Raw genomic sequence first — 18989 nt, 5'->3', positions numbered from 1 at the left:
GCACAACTCCCTTCACCGAGAATTAGTTACCGCAGCAACAACTATCGGACGCTCTCAGTCGAGCGGGCGGTAGTTGACGCCGAGCTTCTCGATCCGGGCGAGGTGCGGGCGGAGGCGGGTCAGGAACTCGTCGTACGAGATCTTCGGCGAGCCCCAGGCACGTTCGGCGAAGGCGGACAGGCGCGGGAGCAGCATGTAGCCGACCTGCTCAGGCCCTTCCATGTACTCGGTCCAGATCTGGCACTGGGTCCCGACGATCAGCGCCTTCTCCTCCTCCGACAGCGCCGCCGGGATCACCTCGAAGTCGTACACCTTCTCCAGCGGGATGTCGCCGCCGATGGCGAGCGGCTCGGTCGCCGGGTCGCCCTGGTAGTAGTCGAAGTACACCGACTCGCACGGCGCCATCACGGTCTCGTGGCCGGCCTTCACCGCGATCTCGCCGCGCTGCGCGCTCCGCCAGGCCATGATCACCGCGTCGCGAGGGCAGTCGGTGTCGACCATCTCGTCCCAGCCGACGAGCCGGCGCCCTTCCTCGGCCAGCACCTCCGCGACCTGCGCGGTGAACCAGCCCTGCAACTGACCCGGCTCCTGCAGCCCGAGCTCGGCCTGCCGCTTCTGAGCCGCCTCGGACTCGGCCCACTGCACCGACGGGCACTCGTCGCCGCCGAGGTGGATGTACGGCGACGGGAAGATCTCCAGCACCTCGCGCAGCACGGTCTTCACGAACTCGACGGTCGCGTCGTTCACGTTCAGCACGTCGTCGCTGATACCCCAGTACGGCCGGACCGTCAGCTGCTGGTCCGGGTGGTTCCCGAGCTCCGGGTACGCCGTGATCGCGGCCTGCATGTGACCGGGCAGGTCGATCTCGGGGACGACGGTGATGCCCCGCTCCGCGGCGTACGCGACGATCTCGCGCAGGTCGTTCTTGGTGTAGAACCCGCCGTGCGGCGTGCCGTCGTACTCGAACTCGGTCTGGCCGTGCGACATCTTGCCGACCATGGTCTCGGCCCGCCACCCGCCGACCTCGGTGAGCCGCGGGTACGCCTCGATCTCGACCCGCCAGCCCTGGTCGTCGGTGAGGTGGAAGTGCAGCACGTTCAGCCGGTGCAGCGCGAGCACGTCGATGATCCTGAGGACGAACGCCTTCGGCATGAAGTGCCGCGCGACGTCCAGCATCATCCCGCGCCAGCCGAACCGCGGCGCGTCCGCGACGTGGGCCAGCGGTACGGCGACCTTCCCGTCCGCGGCGGGCTCCGCCGACTCGACCAGCTGGGCGTACGTCGTCTCCGCGTGCCGGAGCGCGTCCTCGGAACCGGCGCTCAGCCGGGCGCCCTCGGTGGTGATCTCGATCCGGTACTCGGCGTCGTCGAGGTTCCCGACGACGTCCCGGACGGCCTCACCGAGCGGGTCGGCGGTGACCCAGCGGCCGTCGTGGACGGTCAGTTCGCGCGGGGCAGGAACGATCGCGATGTCGGACATCGGAACTCCAGGGGAAGCGTATTTATGTCAGGACGATCCTATAAGCGGCTTCCGTGTCAGGTTCATGAGAGGGTTCGCTCGTGACGAGCGAGCAGCAGCGGACGACTCTCCGGGTCCTGGTGGCGAGCAACGCGCTCGGAGGGGTCGCGACGGCCAGCGGCTTCGCAGTCGCCGCACTGCTGGCGGAGAACGTGTCCGGGTCCACGTCCTTGGCCGGTCTGGTCGCCACGTCGACCACACTGGGCGCCGCCGTTCTCGCCGTACCGCTGGCCGGTCTGGCTCGGTCGCACGGCCGACGGGTCTCGTTGAGCATCGGCTACCTGATCGCCTTCGTGGGCGCTGCGCTGACGATCGTCGCCGCACAGATCGGCTCCCTGGCGCTGCTGCTGGCCGCAGGTTGCTTCTTCGGCAGCGGCTCGGCCTCCAACCTCCAGTCCCGGTACGCCGCCACGGACGCCGCTGAGCCCAGCCGTATCGCCCGTTCGCTCGGGCTGGTCGTCTGGGCCACGACCATCGGCGTGATCGTCGGACCGAACCTGACCGGGGTCGGCGGCTCGGTCGGCACGTCACTGGGCATCCTGGCGCTGGCCGGTCCGTACGTGTTCTCAGTCGTCGCCTTCGGCCTCAGTGCGGCCACGGTGTGGGTCGGCATGCGCAGCCAGGTGCGGCCGGGCAAGGTGGAGCGCCAGCCGCTGGCCGAGACGTTCCGCCAGGTCATCCGCATCCCGCACGCCCGCCTCGGTCTGCTGGCGATCGCCACGGCGCACGCGGTGATGGTCGGCGTGATGTCGATGACCTCGGTCCACCTGCGTCACCACGGTGCCTCGCTGACCATCGTCGGCTTCGTCATCAGCGGACATGTGGCCGGCATGTACGCCCTGTCCCCGCTGACCGGCTGGCTGGCCGACCGGCTCGGCCGGATCCCCACGATCGGCATCGGCCTCGGCATCCTCGCGATCGCGATGACGCTGGCCGCTGTCGCGCCGGACGACGCGCACGCGCTGACCGGCGTCGCCCTCTTCACGCTGGGCCTCGGCTGGTCCGCCTGTCTGGTCGCCGGCTCCACCCTGTTGTCGCGGTCCGTGCCGGACGGTATCCGCACGTCGGCGCAGGGCCTGTCGGACCTGACGATGGGCGTCCTCGCTTCCCTTTCGGGCACAGCTGCCGGCCCGGTCCTCGCGTACCTCGGGTTCCACTGGCTGGCCGTCTTCTGCGGCATCCTCCTCATCCCGGCCGCCGTACTCGCGGCAACGACCAAACAGGCGGTAGCTAGGGTTTAGCGATGTGAGCATCGCGGACGGCGGGATTCCGAGCCCGAACATCTGGCACCACCCGAAGGTGTACGAGGTCGAGAACCGGGCAGTCGACCCGAACGGCGTGATCGAGCCGGCGATGCGGGCGATCCGCGACTGGACCGGCGCGACGGTCCTCGACATCGGCTGCGGCACCGGATTCCACCTGCCGATGTTCGCCGCGACGGCCGGACACGTGATCGGCGTCGAGCCGCACGGAGCACTGGCGGACGCGGCCCGTCGACGTACGCAGGCGTTGCCGAACGTCGACGTACGGCAGGGTACGGCGCAACGCCTACCGGTACCGGACGCGTCGGTGGACGTGATGCACGCGCGCTGGGCGTACTTCTTCGGGCCGGGGTGCGAGCCCGGGCTGGCCGAGCTGGACCGGGTGATGCGCCGCGGCGGGACCGCGTTCGTGATCGACAACGACGGGAGCCGGTCGACGTTCGGTGGATGGTTCAGTACGTCGTACCCGATGATCAAGGCGCCTGTGGTGGAACGGTTCTGGGCCGATCGCGGCTGGCACCGGACACCGCTGGACATGGGCTGGCGGTTCGAGACCCGTGCCGACCTGGAGGCGGTGGTGAAGATCGAGTTCACCCCGAAGGACGCGCGCCGGATCCTCGCGTCGCACACGGGTGTAGAGGTCGACTACGCGATCAACCTGTGGAGCCGAACCTTCTAGACGACACTCTCCGGTCTGCGGACGGACCTCCGGTCCTCATAGGGTTGACGGACCACTCGACGGGGTTCCTGGGGAGGCGCCAGCCACGGATGGACGGACTGCTGCTCGATCACGTGCCGGGGTTGCCGGGGCGGCTCCGGATCGACGTAGGTGAGCAGCGTGCGGTGGTGGTGCCTCAGGCAGCCGACCGCCGCAGGCTGGCCGACATCGTGACCGGACTGGACGATCCACCACCCGGTGCACTCGTGCTGGCCAGTGGAAAGGTCCGGCTGGTCCCTGCCGAAGGCGGCTTGCTCCCCCATCTCACTGTGCTCGGCAACGTGATGCACGGGCACCGCACGTCGCAGTCGATCACCAGTCAGGCAGCTCGGGAAGCCAGCGTCGTCAAGGCAGTCGGCTGCGGGCTGGAGGACGTACTGGACCGCTACCCGTACGAGATCACCGCAGGCCGCCGCCGCCTGGCCGGAGTGGCCCGGGCACTCGGTGCCTACCCGCGAGCAATCGTGCTGGAGGATGCCAACGGCCTGCCCACGTGGGGATCGCTCCTGTCGCTCCGACCCAACCCCGACCTCGCCTCAGCCGCTCTGATGCTCATCACAACCAGTGCGACCCGTACAGCGGGGTTTGTCGATGCTGAGTAGCCGCAGAGCGTTTCTGGGGACCGCAGCGACACTTCTGCTGGCCGGGTGCTCGAGTGACGTGCTGGGACTGCGACGTGCAGTCCGCGTAGCCGTCAGCTGGAGTGGCGAGGAGCTGCGCGCGTTCCACAAGGTCCTGGACAGCCTGGGTACGTTGAACTACCCGGTCGAGGTCGTGCCACTCGGTGACGCCATCTCTACCGCCTTCGGCGTCCGCTCCACCCGGAGACCGGACATCGTCATGCTGCCGCAACCAGGTCTCGTGCCGCGCCATCTGGCTGACCTGGAGCCCATCCCCGACGACATCGCACCACTTGGGCAGGCCCGTCTGTGGAAAGAGCTCCTGGTTCACGAAGGAACGACGTACGGCGTGCCGTTCAAGACAGCGCACAAGTCGGCCGTCTGGTACCGGCCCTCAGTGTTCCGGCAGGTCGGCGTACAACCTCCACGGCAGTGGAGCGAGTGGCTGGCACTGAACCGGACGCTGACGCAGGCCGGTGTCACACCGATGGCACTGGCCGCAGGTGACGGCTGGGTCCTCACAGACTTCCTGGAGAACGTGCTGCTGGGAATCGCGCCATCTGTCTACTCTGAGCTTGCTACGGCCAAGGACCCGCGGCCGTCGCAGCAGCCGCAGTTCGGGGCCGCACTGCGGTTGCTGGGCAGCATGTGGTCGGCGCCTGACCTTCTGGCGGGCGGGGTGGAGGAGTCGCTCGTCCAGCAGTTCCCGGACGCGCTGGTGGAGGTCTTCGGGCACCGCAGGGCCGCGATGGTGCTCGCGTCCGACTTCGCCGAACCGGTGGTGCGGTCGTTTGCCGCAGACCCCAATGACATAGGACTTTTCACGTTCCCGCCGATGACTGCGGGCGCTCCTGCTCCCGTCGTCGTCGGGGGCGACGTGATGGTGCTGCAGAAGCCGACCTCGGAAGACGCACGCGACCTGGTACGCCGATTGTCCGCACAGACCGCGCCGGACCCGTGGATCGCGGAAGGCGGGTTCCTGGTCGACGGACGGACCACCGGGTACTCCCCCGAGCTCACCCGGCTCGCGGAGCAGCTGACTCGGCCCGGAGAGCAACTGCAGTTCGACCTGTCCGACCGGCTCGGTCGCATCGGAGACATCAACGGACTGTGGCGGGTGCTGACGGACTTCCTGATCGCGGTCGGGCGCCCGAACGCCGCCGTACCGGACGCGGTGGATGACGCGATGGCCGAGCTGCGGAACGTGGAGGAGGGCTGATGGGCCTGCAGACCAACGGCCTGTCCTTCGAGGTCGTCGGCCGGGAGGTCACGGGCCGTCCGGTGCAGGGCAAGCCGCGCCGACCCGCCGGGCCGTACCTGCTGGGCCTGCCCGCGTTGCTGCTGAGCTGCTTGCTGCTCGTACCGATCGGCGTAACTGTCGTGACGGCGTTCCGGACGCGTGGCGGGTTCGGGCTCGGCAACTTCGCGGTGATGGGCGACCCGTCCGCATTACATGCCGTGGGCAACAGTCTCTTGTGGGTCATGGTCGCGTTCGGAACCGTGGTGGTCGGGTTCTTCCTTGCCCTGTTGAGTCATCGACTCCCGGCGGTCACGACGTTCCTGCAACCCGCACTGGTCATTCCGTTCGCTGTTTCGGTGCTGGCGTCCGGTGCGACGTTCCGGCTGATCTTCGACCCCACGCCGGAGCGCGGCACGATCACTGCGGTCTGGACGCGGTTGTTCGGAACCAGTCCAGTGTGGCTGGGTCCTGGACTGTTCTGGCTGGTGCTGGTGTCCGCGTTCGGCTGGACCTGGCTCGGGTATGTCGTGTCGCTCTTCCGCGCCGGTCTGGACGCCATACCGGACGACGTGTCGCGGACACTCACAGCTGAAGGCGTGACGGGTTGGAGACGGCTGCGGGCGTTGGAGATCCCGCTGCTGCGTCCGGTGACCGGTGTGGTCACGTTGACGCTGGTCATTGCGGCAGTGCGGGTGTTCGACCTGGTGCTGATCGTCGTACCCGGGTCGATGCAGCGGTCCGCCGACGTACTCGGTCTGAACTGGTGGCGGGCCACCACGACAGGTGGCGACTCAGGACGTACGGCGGCGCTCGGTGTGGTGCTGTTCGCGATCGTCGCGGCGGTCGGGCTGATCGGCGTCCGCGGGCTGCGCCGGCGGCGGTGGGCGATGCCCATTGCCGTCGTACGGCCGGATCAGTCGCTGGGCCGACCGAAACCGGGCCGCGCGGTACGGCGGTTCGGCTGGCTCATCGGGCTCGCTGTCGCGCTGGTGTGGATCTTCCCGGCCGTCGTACTCGTCGCCACCGCACTGCACTCGCCACGAGACGCCGGTCTCCGCGGATGGTGGTCGCTGTCGGGTCTCGGGTTCTCGTCGTTCGCCGCCGCGGCCAACGTCGGGTTGTTCCGGGCGCTCCTGTCCACGCTGGTGATCGCGGCCGCGGCAACGGCTGTCCTGCTCGTCATCGCCGTACCCACCGCGTACCTGGTCGCCTGGGGCGGTCTGCCGACGCGGCTCGGTCGCATCGCGATGGGCGTGTTCGTCGTACTGGCCGTCACACCAGTGCAGATGTACGCCGCTCCGCTGCGGGAGGCGATCGACACAGCGGGGCTGGCCGGGTCCCGGGTCGCACTGGCCCTAGTACATGCGGCTGCCGGTCTACCGTTCGCCGTACTGCTGTTGCGATCCGCCTTCGCGTCTGCACCACCAGCGCTCGTGTCCGAAGCGTTGCAGGGTCCAGCGCGGCAGAGCGCCGTACTGGCGACTGTGCAGCGGACGTACCGTCCCGCACTGGTGGCTGTTGCGGTGTTGGAGTTCGCAATGGTGTGGAACGACTTCATAGTCGGGTTCCTGATCAGTGGGCCGGGCGCGACGCCGTTGTCGCTGGTGCTGTGGGGTGAGGCGCGGCAGTTCTCCACGTCGAGCGGACCAGTCGCTGCCGCGGCTGTGGTCGCGTCGGTCGTACCTGTGGTGTTGATGCTGTCGTTCTGGCGCACTGTGGTGCGCGGACTCACGACAGGGAGCCGGCCATGAGCGAGGAGCAGCCGAAGCGGGAGCCACCGGAGGAGCAGTCGCGGATCCAGGAGTTCTCCCTGGTCGTCGGCGGTGTCGCGTCCGCGTTGCTCACCGACCTCACGTCACAGCTGCTGAACCAGAGCCTCGGCCAACGCGGCATCGTGCAGTGGGTCGGGTACTCCGTGGCCGCCCTGCTCGTGGTCATCTCCTACCTTCGGCTGCGCGCTCGGCGCCGGCGTGCGCGCATCCGCCGCCAGCAGGGTGCGAGCGAACTGCACGCGGCCGCCGAAGAGGCCGAGCAGTGGATGATCGCGCTCGGATCGGACGCCGACGGGATGGCAGCGGCCGAGTGGTTCACAGTGAACGAGGACTGGCTCCGCGACCTGGTCGCGACCGAGAACCCACAGCACGCGGCCGTCGACGACTTCGCGCGGATCTGCGACGCACTCGAGGCGTGGTACGTACGCCGTCCCAACCCTGATGCGCTCCTCCAGCTGAGCGAGCTCCTGAGCGCCGCAGCGGAGGCCAGCGGGCGCCGTGGTCTCGCCGAGCTGGCAGCGGCGCGGGCGGCAACGGCGTACCGGATGCTGGGCGACCTGGACGCGGCCAGCACCCGGCTGGGCGTCTCGGACAACATCGCGACCCACGGCCGTACGGCGGCCGCACTGAAGACGCGACGCCAAGTCGAACGCGCCCTGCTGCACCTGGCCCGTGCAGAACGCGCACCGGCCGGCAACGACCGTGACGAGGCCGTCCTGAACGCACGCGACCGGCTCGACGACGCACGTCTCACCCGGCCCGGTCCGGACCTCGCAGCCGACGTGGCGATCTCCATCAACCTCGCCGTCGTGCATCTGTATCAGCACGACGACCAAGGCGCACTCGATCAGCTGCGACCCGCGCTCGCCCGGGCGACAGCGGCCGGTGACGTGAGCGGACAGGCCCACGCGCTCGAGCTCATGGGCGTGGCCGCGTGGATGCAGCGCAACCGGCACGAGGCCGGCAGCCGGTGGGAGCACGCCGCGCACCTGTACGCCGAGATCGACGAACGCGAAGGCCACGCCCGCTGCCTCCAGCACCTCGGCTCCGCAGCCGTCATCGCCGAGGACCTGGACACCGCACTCGAACTGCTCGAACGAAGCGCGACACTGCGCACGTCGGAGAGCGAGCTCCTCACGAAGTATCTCGACGCGGCCCGCCGGACCTCGGACCTCCCCGTCGTCGCCGACGACCCGCCCCGACGTACGGCCGTCACATGGCTGAAACGCCTGCGCACCTTCTTCACCCGCTGACAGGCGCGCGGGCGGGTGCCAGCGGATTTGTCGGCGGGCTCACCTAGGTTGGTTCCATGGCGAAGGCGGCGACACAGGCGAAGAGCAAGGCGGCGTACGCGTGCTCCGAGTGTGGATGGACCTCGGCGCGGTGGATCGGGCGGTGCGGTGAGTGCCAGGCCTGGGGCACGGTCGTCGAGGTCGGTGCGCCGAAGGCCGCGCGGATCACCGCCGGCCCGGTGACGTCACCGGCGATGCCGATCGCCAAGGTGTCCGCGATCGAGGCCGAGTCCCGCCCGACCGGCATCGGCGAACTCGACCGCGTGCTCGGCGGCGGTGTCGTGCCGGGCGCGGTGATCCTGCTCGCGGGTGAGCCGGGCGTCGGCAAGTCCACGCTGCTGCTCGAGGTCGCGGCCCAGTCGGCCCGCGGCGGCCAGCGGACGCTCTACGTGTCCGGTGAGGAGTCGGCCGCGCAGGTGCGGCTCCGGGCCGGGCGGACCGACGCCCTCGTCGACGAACTCTTCCTAGCGGCCGAGACCGACCTCGGCGCGGTGGTCGGTCAGGTGGACGCGGTCGAGCCGTCGTTCCTGGTGATCGACTCTGTGCAGACGATGGCGCACCCGGAGGTCGACGGGGCCCCGGGCGGCGTGACGCAGGTCCGCGAGGTGACCGGCGCGCTGGTCCGGCTCGCGAAGGAGCGGCACATCGCGGTCGTGCTGGTCGGTCACGTCACGAAGGAGGGCGCGATCGCCGGTCCGCGGATGCTCGAGCACCTGGTCGACGTCGTGCTGGCGTTCGACGGCGACCGGCACTCCGGGTTCCGGATGGTGCGCGCGACCAAGAACCGCTTCGGCCCGTCCGACGAGGTCGGCTGTTTCGACATGGTCGACACCGGCATCGTCGAGGTCACCGACCCGACCGGGCTGTTCGTCTCCGAGCATGCCGAGCCGGTGGCCGGCACGTGCGTGACGGTGATGATGGAGGGCCGCCGCCCGCTGCTGGCCGAGGTGCAGGCGCTGGTCGGCCCGTCCGCCGCACCGCAACCGCGCCGCACCACGTCCGGTCTGGAGTCGTCGCGGGTCGCGATGGTCCTCGCCGTACTGGGTAACCGGGCCGGGCTGAAGCTGGCCGACCAGGAGGTGTACGTCGCGACCGTCGGCGGTGTGAAGATCACCGAGCCGGTCGCGGATCTGTCGGTCGCGATCGCGGTCGCGTCCTCGGTGATGGACAAGCCGATCCATCCCGGCCTGGTCGCGATCGGCGAGGTCGGCCTGGCCGGTGAGGTCCGCCGCGTCGGCGGCCTGGAGAAACGTCTCGCGGAAGCGGCCCGGCTCGGGTTCACCAAGGCGATCGTCCCCGCCGACATCCCGAACCGCAGCAAGGACGTGAAGCCGATGGACATCCAGAAGAAGTACGGCCTGCGCACCTTCGCCGCCCCCGACCTCCGCTCCGCGTTGCTCGCCGCGGGTCTCGCCTAGTCGTCTGTGGCCAACACCACAGGTGAGACGGGGGATCCACAGCGGCTGGCTCGGGAACGTACTCTGGGGACCGCCCGTACCCCCGCCGGATGACTGCAGGAGCACCTGATGACCGGATCCAGAGTTGTCGCGCTCGGCCACTACCAGCCGGAACGGGTGCTCACCAACGACGAGCTCGCCACCATGGTCGAGACCAACGACGAGTGGATCCAGAGCCGGGTCGGCATCCGGGAGCGCCGGATCGCAGCGCCCGACGAGCAGGTCGACGAGATGGCCTGGCGGGCCGCCGACAAGGCCGTCGCGAACGCGGGGATCGACACCTCGGAGATCGACTACGTCGTGGTCGCGACCTGTACGGCGATCGACCGGTCGCCGAACATGGCCGCCCGCGTCGCCGCACGCCTCGGCCTCGGCAACCCGGCCGCGATCGACCTGAACACCGCGTGCTCGGGTTTCGCGTACGCGCTCGCGACCGCCGACCAGGCCATCCGGGCCGGCGCCGCGACCAAGGCCCTGGTGATCGGCGTGGAGAAGCTCAGCGACTGGACGGACTGGACGGACCGCACCACCTGCGTGCTGATCGGTGACGGCGCCGGTGCCGCTGTGCTGGTCGCGAGTGACGAGCCCGAGGTCGGTCCGGTGGTGTGGGGTTCGGTGCCGGAGATGTCGGACGCGGTCCGGATCGAAGGCCGCGACGGCCCGTTCGCGCAGGAAGGCCTGAGCGTCTTCCGCTGGGCCACCACGCAACTCCCGGAGATCGCCAAGCAGGTCTGCGCGAAGGCCGGCCTGAAGCCCGAGGACCTCGGCGGCGTCGTCCTGCACCAGGCCAACCTGCGCATCATCGAGCCGCTCGCGAAGCGGCTCGGCGCGGTCAACGCGGTGGTTGCGAAGGATGTCGTGGAGTCCGGCAACACGTCGGCCGCGAGCATCCCGATCGCGCTGTCGAAACTGGTCGAGAAGCGTGAGATTCCGTCCGGCGCGCCGGTGCTGCTGTTCGGATTCGGCGGCGGTCTGTCGTACGCCGGTCAGGTCATCCGCTGCCCCTGACGCGGCAGGCGTCGTACCTCGAAGCACTCGGTCCACGCGGGAAACCAGAACTGCACAGTCCGATGCACGGGCGCGTGCACGCGCAGATGCGCCGGTCGGCCGATCGACGAGGGCCGCAGCGGGCGCTGCGGCAGATATCCGCGCAACGGCACGCGGCTGACCGCATAGACTCAGGTTCCGTGGCGGCGAACACGGACAAGAACAGCACCGGCGCCCGGCTCCGCGCGACGCTCGCGGCGGTGGCGCCCGGTACGGAACTACGCGAAGGACTCGAACGGATCCTGCGCGGGCGGACCGGCGCACTGCTCGTGCTCGGTCACGACAAGGCGATCGACGCGATCTCCACCGGCGGCTTCGAGATCGACGTCGACTTCACCGCGACCGGGTTGCGGGAGCTCAGCAAGATGGACGGCGCGATCGTCCTCGACCGGGACGCCACCCGGCTGATCCGCGCGGCCGTGCACCTGATGCCGGACCCGTCGATCGCGACCCAGGAGACCGGCACCCGGCACCGCACCGCGGACCGCGTCGCGCGGCAGACCGGGTTCCCGGTGATCTCGGTGTCGCAGTCGATGCACATCATCGCGCTGTACGTCGACGACCAGCGGTACGTGCTCGAGGACTCCGGCGCGATCCTGTCCCGGGCCAACCAGGCCCTCGCCACCCTGGAGCGCTACAAGCTCCGGCTGGACGAGGTGTCCGGCACGCTGTCCGCCCTCGAGATCGAGGACCTGGTCACCGTCCGGGACGTGGCCGCGGTCGCGCAGCGGCTGGAGATGGTCCGCCGGATCGCCACCGAGATCGACGGGTACGTCGTCGAGCTCGGCACCGACGGCCGGCTGCTCACCCTGCAGCTCAACGAACTCGTCGCGGGCGTCGCCGGTGAACGGGAACTGGTCGTCCGCGACTACCTCCCGCCGGCCACGGGGCGCCGGCCCAAGACCGCTGACGACGTACTGCTCGAGCTGGACGCTGTCAGCCCGACGGACCTGCTGGACATCGGCCAGGTCGCGCGGGCTCTGCAGCTCGGCGGCGCCGAGCAGCTGGACGCGGCGGTCACCCCGCGCGGCTACCGGCTGCTGGCCAAGGTGCCGCGGCTCCCGGGTGCGGTCATCGACCGGCTGATCGACCACTTCGGTCACCTGCAGAAGTTGCTCGCGGCAAGCATCGACGACCTGCAGACGGTCGAGGGCGTCGGCGAGAACCGGGCCCGCACGGTCCGCGAGGGCCTGTCCCGGCTGGCCGAGTCCAGCATCCTGGAACGCTACGTGTAACTACCCGCAGTCAGCAGACGCCTCCGGTTCGTGAAAGAACCGGAGGCGTCTTGCATTCGGGCACGCATCGGCGAATACTCCACATGGAACATTTCGTACGGAGCAATCCACGTGGAGGATCATGGCGGCCGAACTGACCCCGTTGGCGATCTCGGTCCTGGCGTTGCTCAAAGAGGAACCGATGCACGCGTACGAGATGTACCAACTGCTGGTCAAGCGACATCACCACTGGCTGGTCAAGGTCCGTCCCGGCTCGCTGTACCACACGGTCGAGCGGCTGGCGCGGCAGAACTACGTCCGCGCCACCGGCACCGAGCGCGCCGGGAACCGCCCGGAGCGCACGACGTACGAGCTCACCCCGGAAGGCGACGCCGCCCTGACCCGGCGGGTGGAGACGGGGATCGAGGAGTACGTCCACGAGTACCCGCTCTTCCCGGTCGTGCTGAGCGAAGCGCACAACCTCGAACCCGAGGACGCCGTACTGCGGTTCCGCCGCCGGATCGCCGACCTGGAGAACTGGATCCGGGAGATCGACGAGGCCCTCGCCGACGCCGAGGCGCGAGAGGTACCGCAGGTGTACTGGATCGGCGGCACGTACCTGCGCACCCAGCTGACCGCCGAACGCGACTGGCTCGCCACCACCATCGAACGTATCGAGAGCAAGGACCTGGAATGGCAACCTCGCAACAACCCGTGAGGCCTCCGGAGGTCCGGCCGTGGCCGGCGCTCTGGGCACTGGTACTCGGCTTCTTCATGATCCTGGTCGACTCGACCATCGTCTCGGTCGCCACCCCGGCGATCCTCGAGGACCTCGGGGCGGATGTCGGCACGGTCGTCTGGGTGACCAGCGCGTACCTGCTCGCGTACGCCGTCCCGCTGCTGATCACCGGCCGCCTGGGCGACCGGATCGGCCCGAAGAAGCTGTACCTGACCGGATTGGCGCTGTTCACACTGGCCTCGGTCTGGTGCGGTCTGACCGGAACCATCGAGATGCTGATCGTCGCCCGGGTGTTCCAGGGGCTCGGCGCCTCGATGATGACGCCGCAGACGATGGCGGTCATCACCCGGATCTTCCCGCCGAACGAGCGCGGCCGGGCGATGAGCCTGTGGGGCGCGACCGCCGGCGTGGCCACGCTGGTCGGCCCGATCCTCGGCGGCGTCCTGGTCGACGGCCTCGGCTGGCAGTGGATCTTCTTCATCAACGCACCGGTCGGAGTGGTCGGCTTCTTCCTGGCGATGCGCCTGGTGCCGGACCTGCCGACGCACGAGCACAAGTTCGATCTGGTCGGCGTCGTGCTGAGCGCTGTCGGCCTGTTCCTGCTGGTGTTCGGGATCCAGGAGGGGCAGAAGTACGACTGGGGCCAGATCAAGGGCCCGATCTCGGTCTGGTCGCTGATCATCGCCGGCCTCGTCGTGCTCGCGATCTTCGTCGTCTGGCAGTCCCGCAACCGGGGCGAGCCGCTGCTGCCGCTGGGCCTGTTCAAGGATCGCAACTTCTCGCTGGCGAACGTCGCGATCACCACGGTCGGGTTCGCGATCACCGCGATGGCGTTCCCGCTGATGCTGTGGGCGCAGGCGGTCCGCGGGCTGACGCCGACGCGATCGGCGCTGCTGCTGGTCCCGATGGCGGTGATCGCGGGTGCGCTGTCGCCGTTCGTCGGGCGCCTGGTCGACCGGACGCCGCCGCGGTTCATCGCCGGCTTCGGGCTGCTGTGCTGCGCGGTGTCGATGTTCTGGATGAGTCAGGTGATCGAGCCCGACGTACCGATCTGGCAACTGCTGCTGCCGATCGCGTTGCTGGGGGTCGCGAACGGGTTCATGTGGGCGCCGATCGGTACGACGGCGACGCGGAACCTCCCGATGCACCAGGCCGGCGCCGGGGCCGGCGTTTACAACACGACGCGGCAGGTCGGTGCGGTGCTCGGCAGCGCGAGCATCGCCGTACTGATGGAGTCGCGGCTGGCGCACAACCTGCCGGGGTCCGGTGGCGCGCCGGCGGGCGAGGGGTTCTCCAGCGGACGGTTGCCCGAGATGGTTCGGCAGGGGTTCAGCGACGCGATGGCGCAGTCGCTGGTGCTGCCGGCAGTGGTGCTACTGGTCGGGCTGGTGGCCGCGTTGCTGTTCACCGCGCCCAGCCACCTGAAGAAGCAGCAGGACGAGACTGCGCGACCGGCCGATCAGACGACCTGAAAGGCCTGAGCGCCTGACAAGCGGCCGTCGTACTCGGCTTTGACGACATAGGTTCCAGGCTTGGCGATCGGTTGACCCGGAAGGCAGCCAGGCCTGGACCGGTGTCCGTTCCAGGGCACCGTGACCGCCGACTGCTTGCCCTTGGCAACGACGAGGGTGGCGGTCTGGATCGCCTTGTCGCACTGGGTGGTGCTCCAGATCTGGTCCGTCCCGGACGTCACGGTAACCGTCAGCTTGTCGGCGTTGACGGTCGCCTTGCACCCGTCGTCGATCGGCCTGAACTGGATGACGAAGTTCAGCATCGAGCCGGAGACGATCTTCCGGTTCGCCGGCAGCGCGTCGATGCTGAGGTCCGAGCCCTTGCAGGTGAGGTCCGCGGGCGGCGTGGTCTTCGTCGGGGTCTGCGTCTGCGTCTGCGTCGTACTCGGCTTGCTGCTCGGCGTCGTCGACGGGGTGGCCGGGGCGGCGCCGGTGGGGTTCGGCTGCGGGTCCGACGCGGCGGCGTTCTTCGTGTCGTCGCCACCGCCGGCGAACAGCCGCGAGATCAGAATGACCAGCACAGCTACGACCGCGAGCACCAGTCCACGCCGGAACCAGTACACGCTGGCGGGCAGGTGCCCGACCGGACGGAGCAGACTGCTCATGAAGCGCACTCTAATATCGGCTCCGTGCAGGACCACCTAGGCTCGCCGCAGGCCATCCACGACCCCGTGCTGGCTTGGTACGCCGTCAACAAGCGGGAACTGCCGTGGCGGGAGCCGGGCGCCGGGGCGTGGGCTGTGATGGTCAGTGAGTTCATGTTGCAGCAGACACCGGTGAATCGGGTGCTCCCGGCGTACCAGCGCTGGCTGGAGAGGTGGCCGAAGCCGGTGGACCTGGCCGCAGAGGCTCCTGGTGAGGCTGTGCGGGCCTGGGACCGGCTCGGGTACCCCAGGCGCGCCCTCCGGCTGCACGCGGCGGCTCAGGCGATTGTGGAGCGTCACGGCGGCCAGGTACCGGACGACCACGCAGCACTGCTCGCACTGCCCGGCGTCGGGACATACACGGCCGCCGCGATCGCATCGTTCGCGTTCGGACAGCGGCACGCGGTCGTCGACACGAACGTACGCCGGGTTCTCGCGCGCGCCCTGACCGGCGTCGCGCAACCGAGCATCTCCCCCACCGCCGCCGACCAGCGCCTCGCCGTCAGCGCACTGCCCGCCGACGAGCCCACCGCAGCCCGCTGGGCCGTGGCGTCCATGGAACTCGGCGCACTCATCTGCACCGCCCGTACGCCGCGCTGCGCCGACTGCCCGATCCAGTCCGACTGCGCCTGGGTCCGCGCCGGAAGCCCGCCGTACGACGGCCCGCCGCGCCGCGGCCAGACCTACGAAGGCACCGACCGCCAAGTCCGCGGCCGCCTTCTCGCCGTACTGCGTGCCGCATCGGCGCCCGTACCGAAGACCGAGCTGGACACCTGCTGGCCGGAACCCGTCCAACGCGAACGAGCCCTGGACGGACTCGTGGCCGACGGCCTCGTCGAACCTCTCAGCCGCGGCCGCTACCGACTCCCCGCGTGACAGACCAAGACGCCGGCTCGAAGGACTCGAGCCGGCGTCTTCGGTGGTGGTGCTTCAGTTCTTCTTGCTGCCGGTGGTGGCGTCTGCCTCGTCGTCCAGCAGGTCGAGCGGCATCGCCGGCTGGCCGGACAGCGTCGCCAGCATCTGGCGGACGTTGGTCAGCTGCGCGTTGATGCTGTCCCGGCGCTGCGTCGCGGCCGCGAGCTCGCGCTCGGACTCGGCGCGGATCCGCTCGGACTTGTCCTTCGCGGCGGCGACGATCTCCTGGGCCTGCCGGTTCGCGTCGGCCAGCTGCTGCTGGGACAACCGCTCGGCCTCGGAACGCGACCGGTCGGCCTCCCGCTGCACCTGCGCGGCGCGATCGGTGACCGCGGCGAGCTGCTGCTCGGCGAGCGCCGTACGGGCAGCGAACTCCTGCTCGACCTTGCCCCGGCGCTCGGCCAGGGTGGTCTCGAAGGCGGCCGCGGCCTGAGCGGACTTGGCCCGCTCCTGCTCGTACAGCGCCTGAGCCTCGCTGCGACGCGCGGTGGCGTCACGCTCGGCCTCGTCGCGCATGTCGTCGGCCTGGGTCCGGGCCTCTTCGAGGATCCGGGCGGCCTCGGCGTCGACCTCGCTCTTCCAGTCCAGGGAGTACTGCTCGGCCTCCTTGCGGACCTTCTTCGCGTGCGCCTCACCGTCGGCGACGATCGCCTCCGCGTCGGTGCGGGCGCGGGTCACCAGGTCACGGGCCTCGTCGTCGGCCAGCGACAGGATCTTCGCGACGCGCTCACCGAACTCGGTGAACGTCGGCGCGCGGTCCTTGGAATCCTCCTGGGCGGAGATGACGGCCGCTTCCGCCGCGTCCGTGCGGGACTGCAGCTCCTGCACATGACGCTGCAGCTGCTCGGACTGCTGCTGCAGTGCGGTCAGCGAAGTGGTCAGCTCACGGATGTGCTGATCCACCTGGGCAGGCTCGTAGCCACGCAGAACGGTACGGAACGGGGTTGGGCTTTCACTGCTCATGTTTTCCGATGCTCACTTCGATGGGTGGGTGGATCACACATTGTCACTGACAAGGATCTGACTGTCACGTCCTCATCCTGATTCCCCCGTGGAACCCTCACTGGAGGACATTCCACCACCTGGGCGGAACCCCGGTACAGCGAGTGCCTCGATCACACCCGAAAGCTGGGTGAGCTCCTTGGTGATCTCATCACGGCGCTGGTTCAGCGCGGCGACCCTCGCCTCGGCGTCGGCGAGAAGTTTTCGGGCCTGGGCACGCAACGTGTCGGCGTGCTCGCGGGCCTGGGCCTCGAGCTGCTGAGCCTCCGCGCGGGACTTGCGGATCAGCTCGTGCGACTGGCGCTGGGCCTCGGACAGATCGTTGGCCGCGCGCTCCCGCAGGACCTGGGTGCTCGCCTCGGCCTCGGCCTCGCGGCGGTTGGCGCGCTCGATGATCTCGCGCGCGTCCTCGGCAGCCGAACCCTTCAACCGGTCGGCCCGGGCCTGCGCCTGGGCGGTGACCCGCTCGGCCTCCTGCTTGGCCGCGGCCAGGGTCGCCTCCGCCTGCTCGCCGGCCGAGTACAGCGTAGTCTCGGCGAGCTGGGTCAGTTCGGCGTTCTCCCTGGCGATCGCGTCCTGGGTGTCCTTGAGCCGGCTGGTCGACCGGCCGACCACGCGCCGCAGGTGCGCGCGCTTCTGCTTGAGCAGCTCGGCCGCGTCGACGGCGGCCTGGTCGCGGATCGCCTGCGCCTCGGACTCCGCGGCGCCGATCAGGTCGTCGACGGTCTTCTTGCTCCACAGCGTCTGCTTCTCGGCCTCGGCCATCGCCGCCTCGGCCGCCTTGTTCGCGTCCTCGACGATCCGCTGCGCCTCGCCCGACGCCGTCCGGCGGTCCGCCTCGATCGAGTCCACGACCAGCTTGGCCTGGGCCCGGGCGTCCGCCATCAGCCGCTCGTTACCGGCCTCGGCCTCGGCCTTCCGCTCGGCGATCTCCGCGACCGCCTCGGCGCGGAGCTTGTCGATCTCCAGCGAGATCGCGGCCAGCTTCGCGCGCTCGGTCTCCTCGAGCTCCGCCGTACGGCGTTCCAGCTCGGTCCGGTTCTCGCCGCGCAGCCGCTCGATCTCCGCGTGGGCGGCGGCGATCTCGACGCGCGACCGCTCCCGGGCCGTCTCGACCTCGCGCTCGACCGCGGCCCGCAGCTCGCCCGCCTCGGACTCGGCGCGGGAGATCAGGTCGGCCTCGTTCCGGACGGCGGCCTGCGAGACAAGAGCGGCCTGCTCGCCGGCGTCGGCGACCAGTTGCTGTGCCTCGCGGCTGGCCCGCTCGACCATTGCCTGGGCCGACTCGCGTGCCATCCGGGCGTCGTCGAGCAGTTCGTCGGCCTCGTCCTTGACCCGGCCTGCTTCGACCTCGGCCGCCGCGACCCGCCGATCCGCGGCCGCCTGCGACTCGACCCGCAGCTTCTCGGCCGCCGCCTCGCTCTCGACCCTGAGCCGCTCGGCCGTGGCCTCCGAGTCCGCCCGGCGCTTGGCCACTTCGTCAGCGACCTCGGCGCGGAGCTGCTCAGCGGCGGACTCCGACTCGACCTTCAGCCGCTCCGCGAAAGCAGTCGCCTCGGCGCGGACCCGCTCGGCCTCGGCCGTCGACTCGGAGGTCAGTTTCTCGGCAGCGGCGGCAGCGTCCCGGCGTACCCGCTCGGCCTCGGCGGTCGACTCGGAGCGCAGCCTGTCGGCCGTCTCCTCGGCCTCCGAACGGACGCGCTCGGCCTCGGCCTCGGACTCGGTACGGAGTTGCTCGGCGGCCCGCTCGGCGTCGTTCAGCACCCGCTGGGCGGCCGCCATCGCGTCCGACCGGAGCTTCTTCGCGGCGGTCTCGGCGTCGGCCTTCAGGCGCTCGTTCGCGGCCCGGATCCGGCCGGCCTCGTCGCGGGCGAGATCGTTCTCGTGCTCGGCCTGCTCGCGGAGCGTGTCCGCGATCCGCTGCGCCCGCTCGAGCACTCCGCCCGCCTGCCGCACGCCAAAGGAACCGGTGTCGGCGACCGGTTCCTGGGTCAGCGGCAGACGCGGCGCGTCCATGCGACGAGATGATTCCATCCTC

16 protein-coding genes are annotated in these 18989 nt (G+C 69.9%); 12 read left to right on the top strand and 4 right to left on the bottom strand.

Annotation, left to right across the window (positions count from 1 at the left end):
- Nucleotides 1-54: 54 nt before the first annotated feature.
- Nucleotides 55-1479, bottom strand: coding sequence for a beta-N-acetylhexosaminidase (locus tag E0H92_RS05715; protein ID WP_131495595.1), 1425 nt, complete (start codon nt 1477-1479; stop codon nt 55-57).
- A gap of 80 nt (nt 1480-1559) precedes the next feature.
- Between E0H92_RS05715 and E0H92_RS05710 the strand changes: the two genes are divergently transcribed.
- From E0H92_RS05710 to E0H92_RS05660, 11 genes are all read left to right on the top strand, one after another.
- Nucleotides 1560-2759 carry an MFS transporter gene (locus E0H92_RS05710; RefSeq protein ID WP_131495594.1) on the top strand — a complete coding sequence of 400 codons (1200 nt, stop codon included), beginning with the start codon at nt 1560-1562 and terminating at the stop codon, nt 2757-2759.
- Between the two features lie 4 nt (nt 2760-2763).
- Complete coding sequence (locus E0H92_RS05705) at nt 2764-3459, top strand: class I SAM-dependent methyltransferase (protein WP_131495593.1); 696 nt, start codon at nt 2764-2766, stop codon at nt 3457-3459.
- 89 nt (nt 3460-3548) lie between these two features.
- Entirely contained in the window at nt 3549-4100 is a 552-nt protein-coding gene (locus E0H92_RS05700) for a P-loop NTPase family protein (protein WP_131495592.1), read from the top strand.
- Nucleotides 4090-5337 carry an ABC transporter substrate-binding protein gene (locus tag E0H92_RS05695; protein ID WP_131495591.1) on the top strand — a complete coding sequence of 416 codons (1248 nt, stop codon included), beginning with the start codon at nt 4090-4092 and terminating at the stop codon, nt 5335-5337. The genes E0H92_RS05700 and E0H92_RS05695 overlap by 11 nt, the downstream gene beginning before the upstream one ends.
- Nucleotides 5337-7109 (top strand): ABC transporter permease subunit, encoded by a 1773-nt coding sequence (locus E0H92_RS05690; protein ID WP_131495590.1) that lies wholly within the window; start codon nt 5337-5339, stop codon nt 7107-7109. The genes E0H92_RS05695 and E0H92_RS05690 overlap by 1 nt, the downstream gene beginning before the upstream one ends.
- Nucleotides 7106-8383, top strand: coding sequence for a tetratricopeptide repeat protein (locus tag E0H92_RS05685; RefSeq protein WP_131495589.1), 1278 nt, complete (start codon nt 7106-7108; stop codon nt 8381-8383). The genes E0H92_RS05690 and E0H92_RS05685 overlap by 4 nt, the downstream gene beginning before the upstream one ends.
- Nucleotides 8384-8439: 56 nt before the next feature.
- A complete protein-coding gene (gene radA / locus E0H92_RS05680) occupies nt 8440-9840 on the top strand; it encodes a DNA repair protein RadA (protein WP_131286892.1) in 1401 nt (466 codons plus the stop codon).
- A 108-nt stretch (nt 9841-9948) separates the two neighbouring features.
- Nucleotides 9949-10887, top strand: coding sequence for a beta-ketoacyl-ACP synthase III (locus tag E0H92_RS05675; protein WP_131335479.1), 939 nt, complete (start codon nt 9949-9951; stop codon nt 10885-10887).
- 179 nt (nt 10888-11066) lie between these two features.
- On the top strand, nt 11067-12161 hold the full coding sequence (disA, locus tag E0H92_RS05670; protein WP_131286896.1) for a DNA integrity scanning diadenylate cyclase DisA: 1095 nt from the start codon (nt 11067-11069) through the stop codon (nt 12159-12161).
- Nucleotides 12162-12282: 121 nt separating this feature from the next.
- Complete coding sequence (locus E0H92_RS05665) at nt 12283-12858, top strand: PadR family transcriptional regulator (protein WP_131465185.1); 576 nt, start codon at nt 12283-12285, stop codon at nt 12856-12858.
- Entirely contained in the window at nt 12834-14351 is a 1518-nt protein-coding gene (locus tag E0H92_RS05660; protein ID WP_131495588.1) for a DHA2 family efflux MFS transporter permease subunit, read from the top strand. Before E0H92_RS05665 ends, E0H92_RS05660 begins: the two co-directional genes overlap by 25 nt.
- Here the strand turns inward: E0H92_RS05660 and E0H92_RS05655 are convergent.
- On the bottom strand, nt 14339-14995 hold the full coding sequence (locus E0H92_RS05655) for a hypothetical protein (protein WP_131495587.1): 657 nt from the start codon (nt 14993-14995) through the stop codon (nt 14339-14341). The genes E0H92_RS05660 and E0H92_RS05655 overlap by 13 nt on opposite strands.
- Nucleotides 14996-15019: 24 nt before the next feature.
- On the opposite strand from E0H92_RS05655, the gene E0H92_RS05650 reads away from it, so the two are divergent.
- Nucleotides 15020-15910, top strand: coding sequence for an HhH-GPD family protein (locus E0H92_RS05650; RefSeq protein ID WP_238173323.1), 891 nt, complete (start codon nt 15020-15022; stop codon nt 15908-15910).
- 54 nt (nt 15911-15964) lie between these two features.
- Here the strand turns inward: E0H92_RS05650 and E0H92_RS05645 are convergent, their stop codons facing one another.
- Both E0H92_RS05645 and E0H92_RS05640 read right to left on the bottom strand, forming a co-directional pair.
- Entirely contained in the window at nt 15965-16912 is a 948-nt protein-coding gene (locus E0H92_RS05645; RefSeq protein WP_131465177.1) for a DivIVA domain-containing protein, read from the bottom strand.
- Between the two features lie 72 nt (nt 16913-16984).
- Entirely contained in the window at nt 16985-18967 is a 1983-nt protein-coding gene (locus tag E0H92_RS05640) for a kinetoplast-associated-like protein (RefSeq protein ID WP_131465175.1), read from the bottom strand.
- Between the last annotated feature and the right edge of the window lie 22 nt (nt 18968-18989).

Origin of the sequence: Kribbella speibonae (genome assembly GCF_004331375.1) — a bacterium.
GTDB lineage: Bacteria > Actinomycetota > Actinomycetes > Propionibacteriales > Kribbellaceae > Kribbella > Kribbella sindirgiensis.
This window is presented reverse-complemented; position numbering and strand designations above follow the sequence as displayed.

Bases quoted from the DNA above. Each gene is read 5' to 3' on its own strand.
- E0H92_RS05715 (WP_131495595.1), bottom strand. From the start codon at position 1,479: ATGTCCGACATCGCGATCGTTCCTGCCCCGCGCGAACTGACCGTCCAC.
- E0H92_RS05700 (WP_131495592.1), top strand. From the start codon at position 3,549: ATGGACGGACTGCTGCTCGATCACGTGCCGGGGTTGCCGGGGCGGCTC.
- E0H92_RS05695 (WP_131495591.1), top strand. From the start codon at position 4,090: ATGCTGAGTAGCCGCAGAGCGTTTCTGGGGACCGCAGCGACACTTCTG.
- E0H92_RS05690 (WP_131495590.1), top strand. From the start codon at position 5,337: ATGGGCCTGCAGACCAACGGCCTGTCCTTCGAGGTCGTCGGCCGGGAG.
- E0H92_RS05685 (WP_131495589.1), top strand. From the start codon at position 7,106: ATGAGCGAGGAGCAGCCGAAGCGGGAGCCACCGGAGGAGCAGTCGCGG.
- radA (WP_131286892.1), top strand. From the start codon at position 8,440: ATGGCGAAGGCGGCGACACAGGCGAAGAGCAAGGCGGCGTACGCGTGC.
- E0H92_RS05675 (WP_131335479.1), top strand. From the start codon at position 9,949: ATGACCGGATCCAGAGTTGTCGCGCTCGGCCACTACCAGCCGGAACGG.
- E0H92_RS05665 (WP_131465185.1), top strand. From the start codon at position 12,283: ATGGCGGCCGAACTGACCCCGTTGGCGATCTCGGTCCTGGCGTTGCTC.
- E0H92_RS05660 (WP_131495588.1), top strand. From the start codon at position 12,834: ATGGCAACCTCGCAACAACCCGTGAGGCCTCCGGAGGTCCGGCCGTGG.
- E0H92_RS05655 (WP_131495587.1), bottom strand. From the start codon at position 14,995: ATGAGCAGTCTGCTCCGTCCGGTCGGGCACCTGCCCGCCAGCGTGTAC.
- E0H92_RS05645 (WP_131465177.1), bottom strand. From the start codon at position 16,912: ATGAGCAGTGAAAGCCCAACCCCGTTCCGTACCGTTCTGCGTGGCTAC.
- E0H92_RS05640 (WP_131465175.1), bottom strand. From the start codon at position 18,967: ATGGACGCGCCGCGTCTGCCGCTGACCCAGGAACCGGTCGCCGACACC.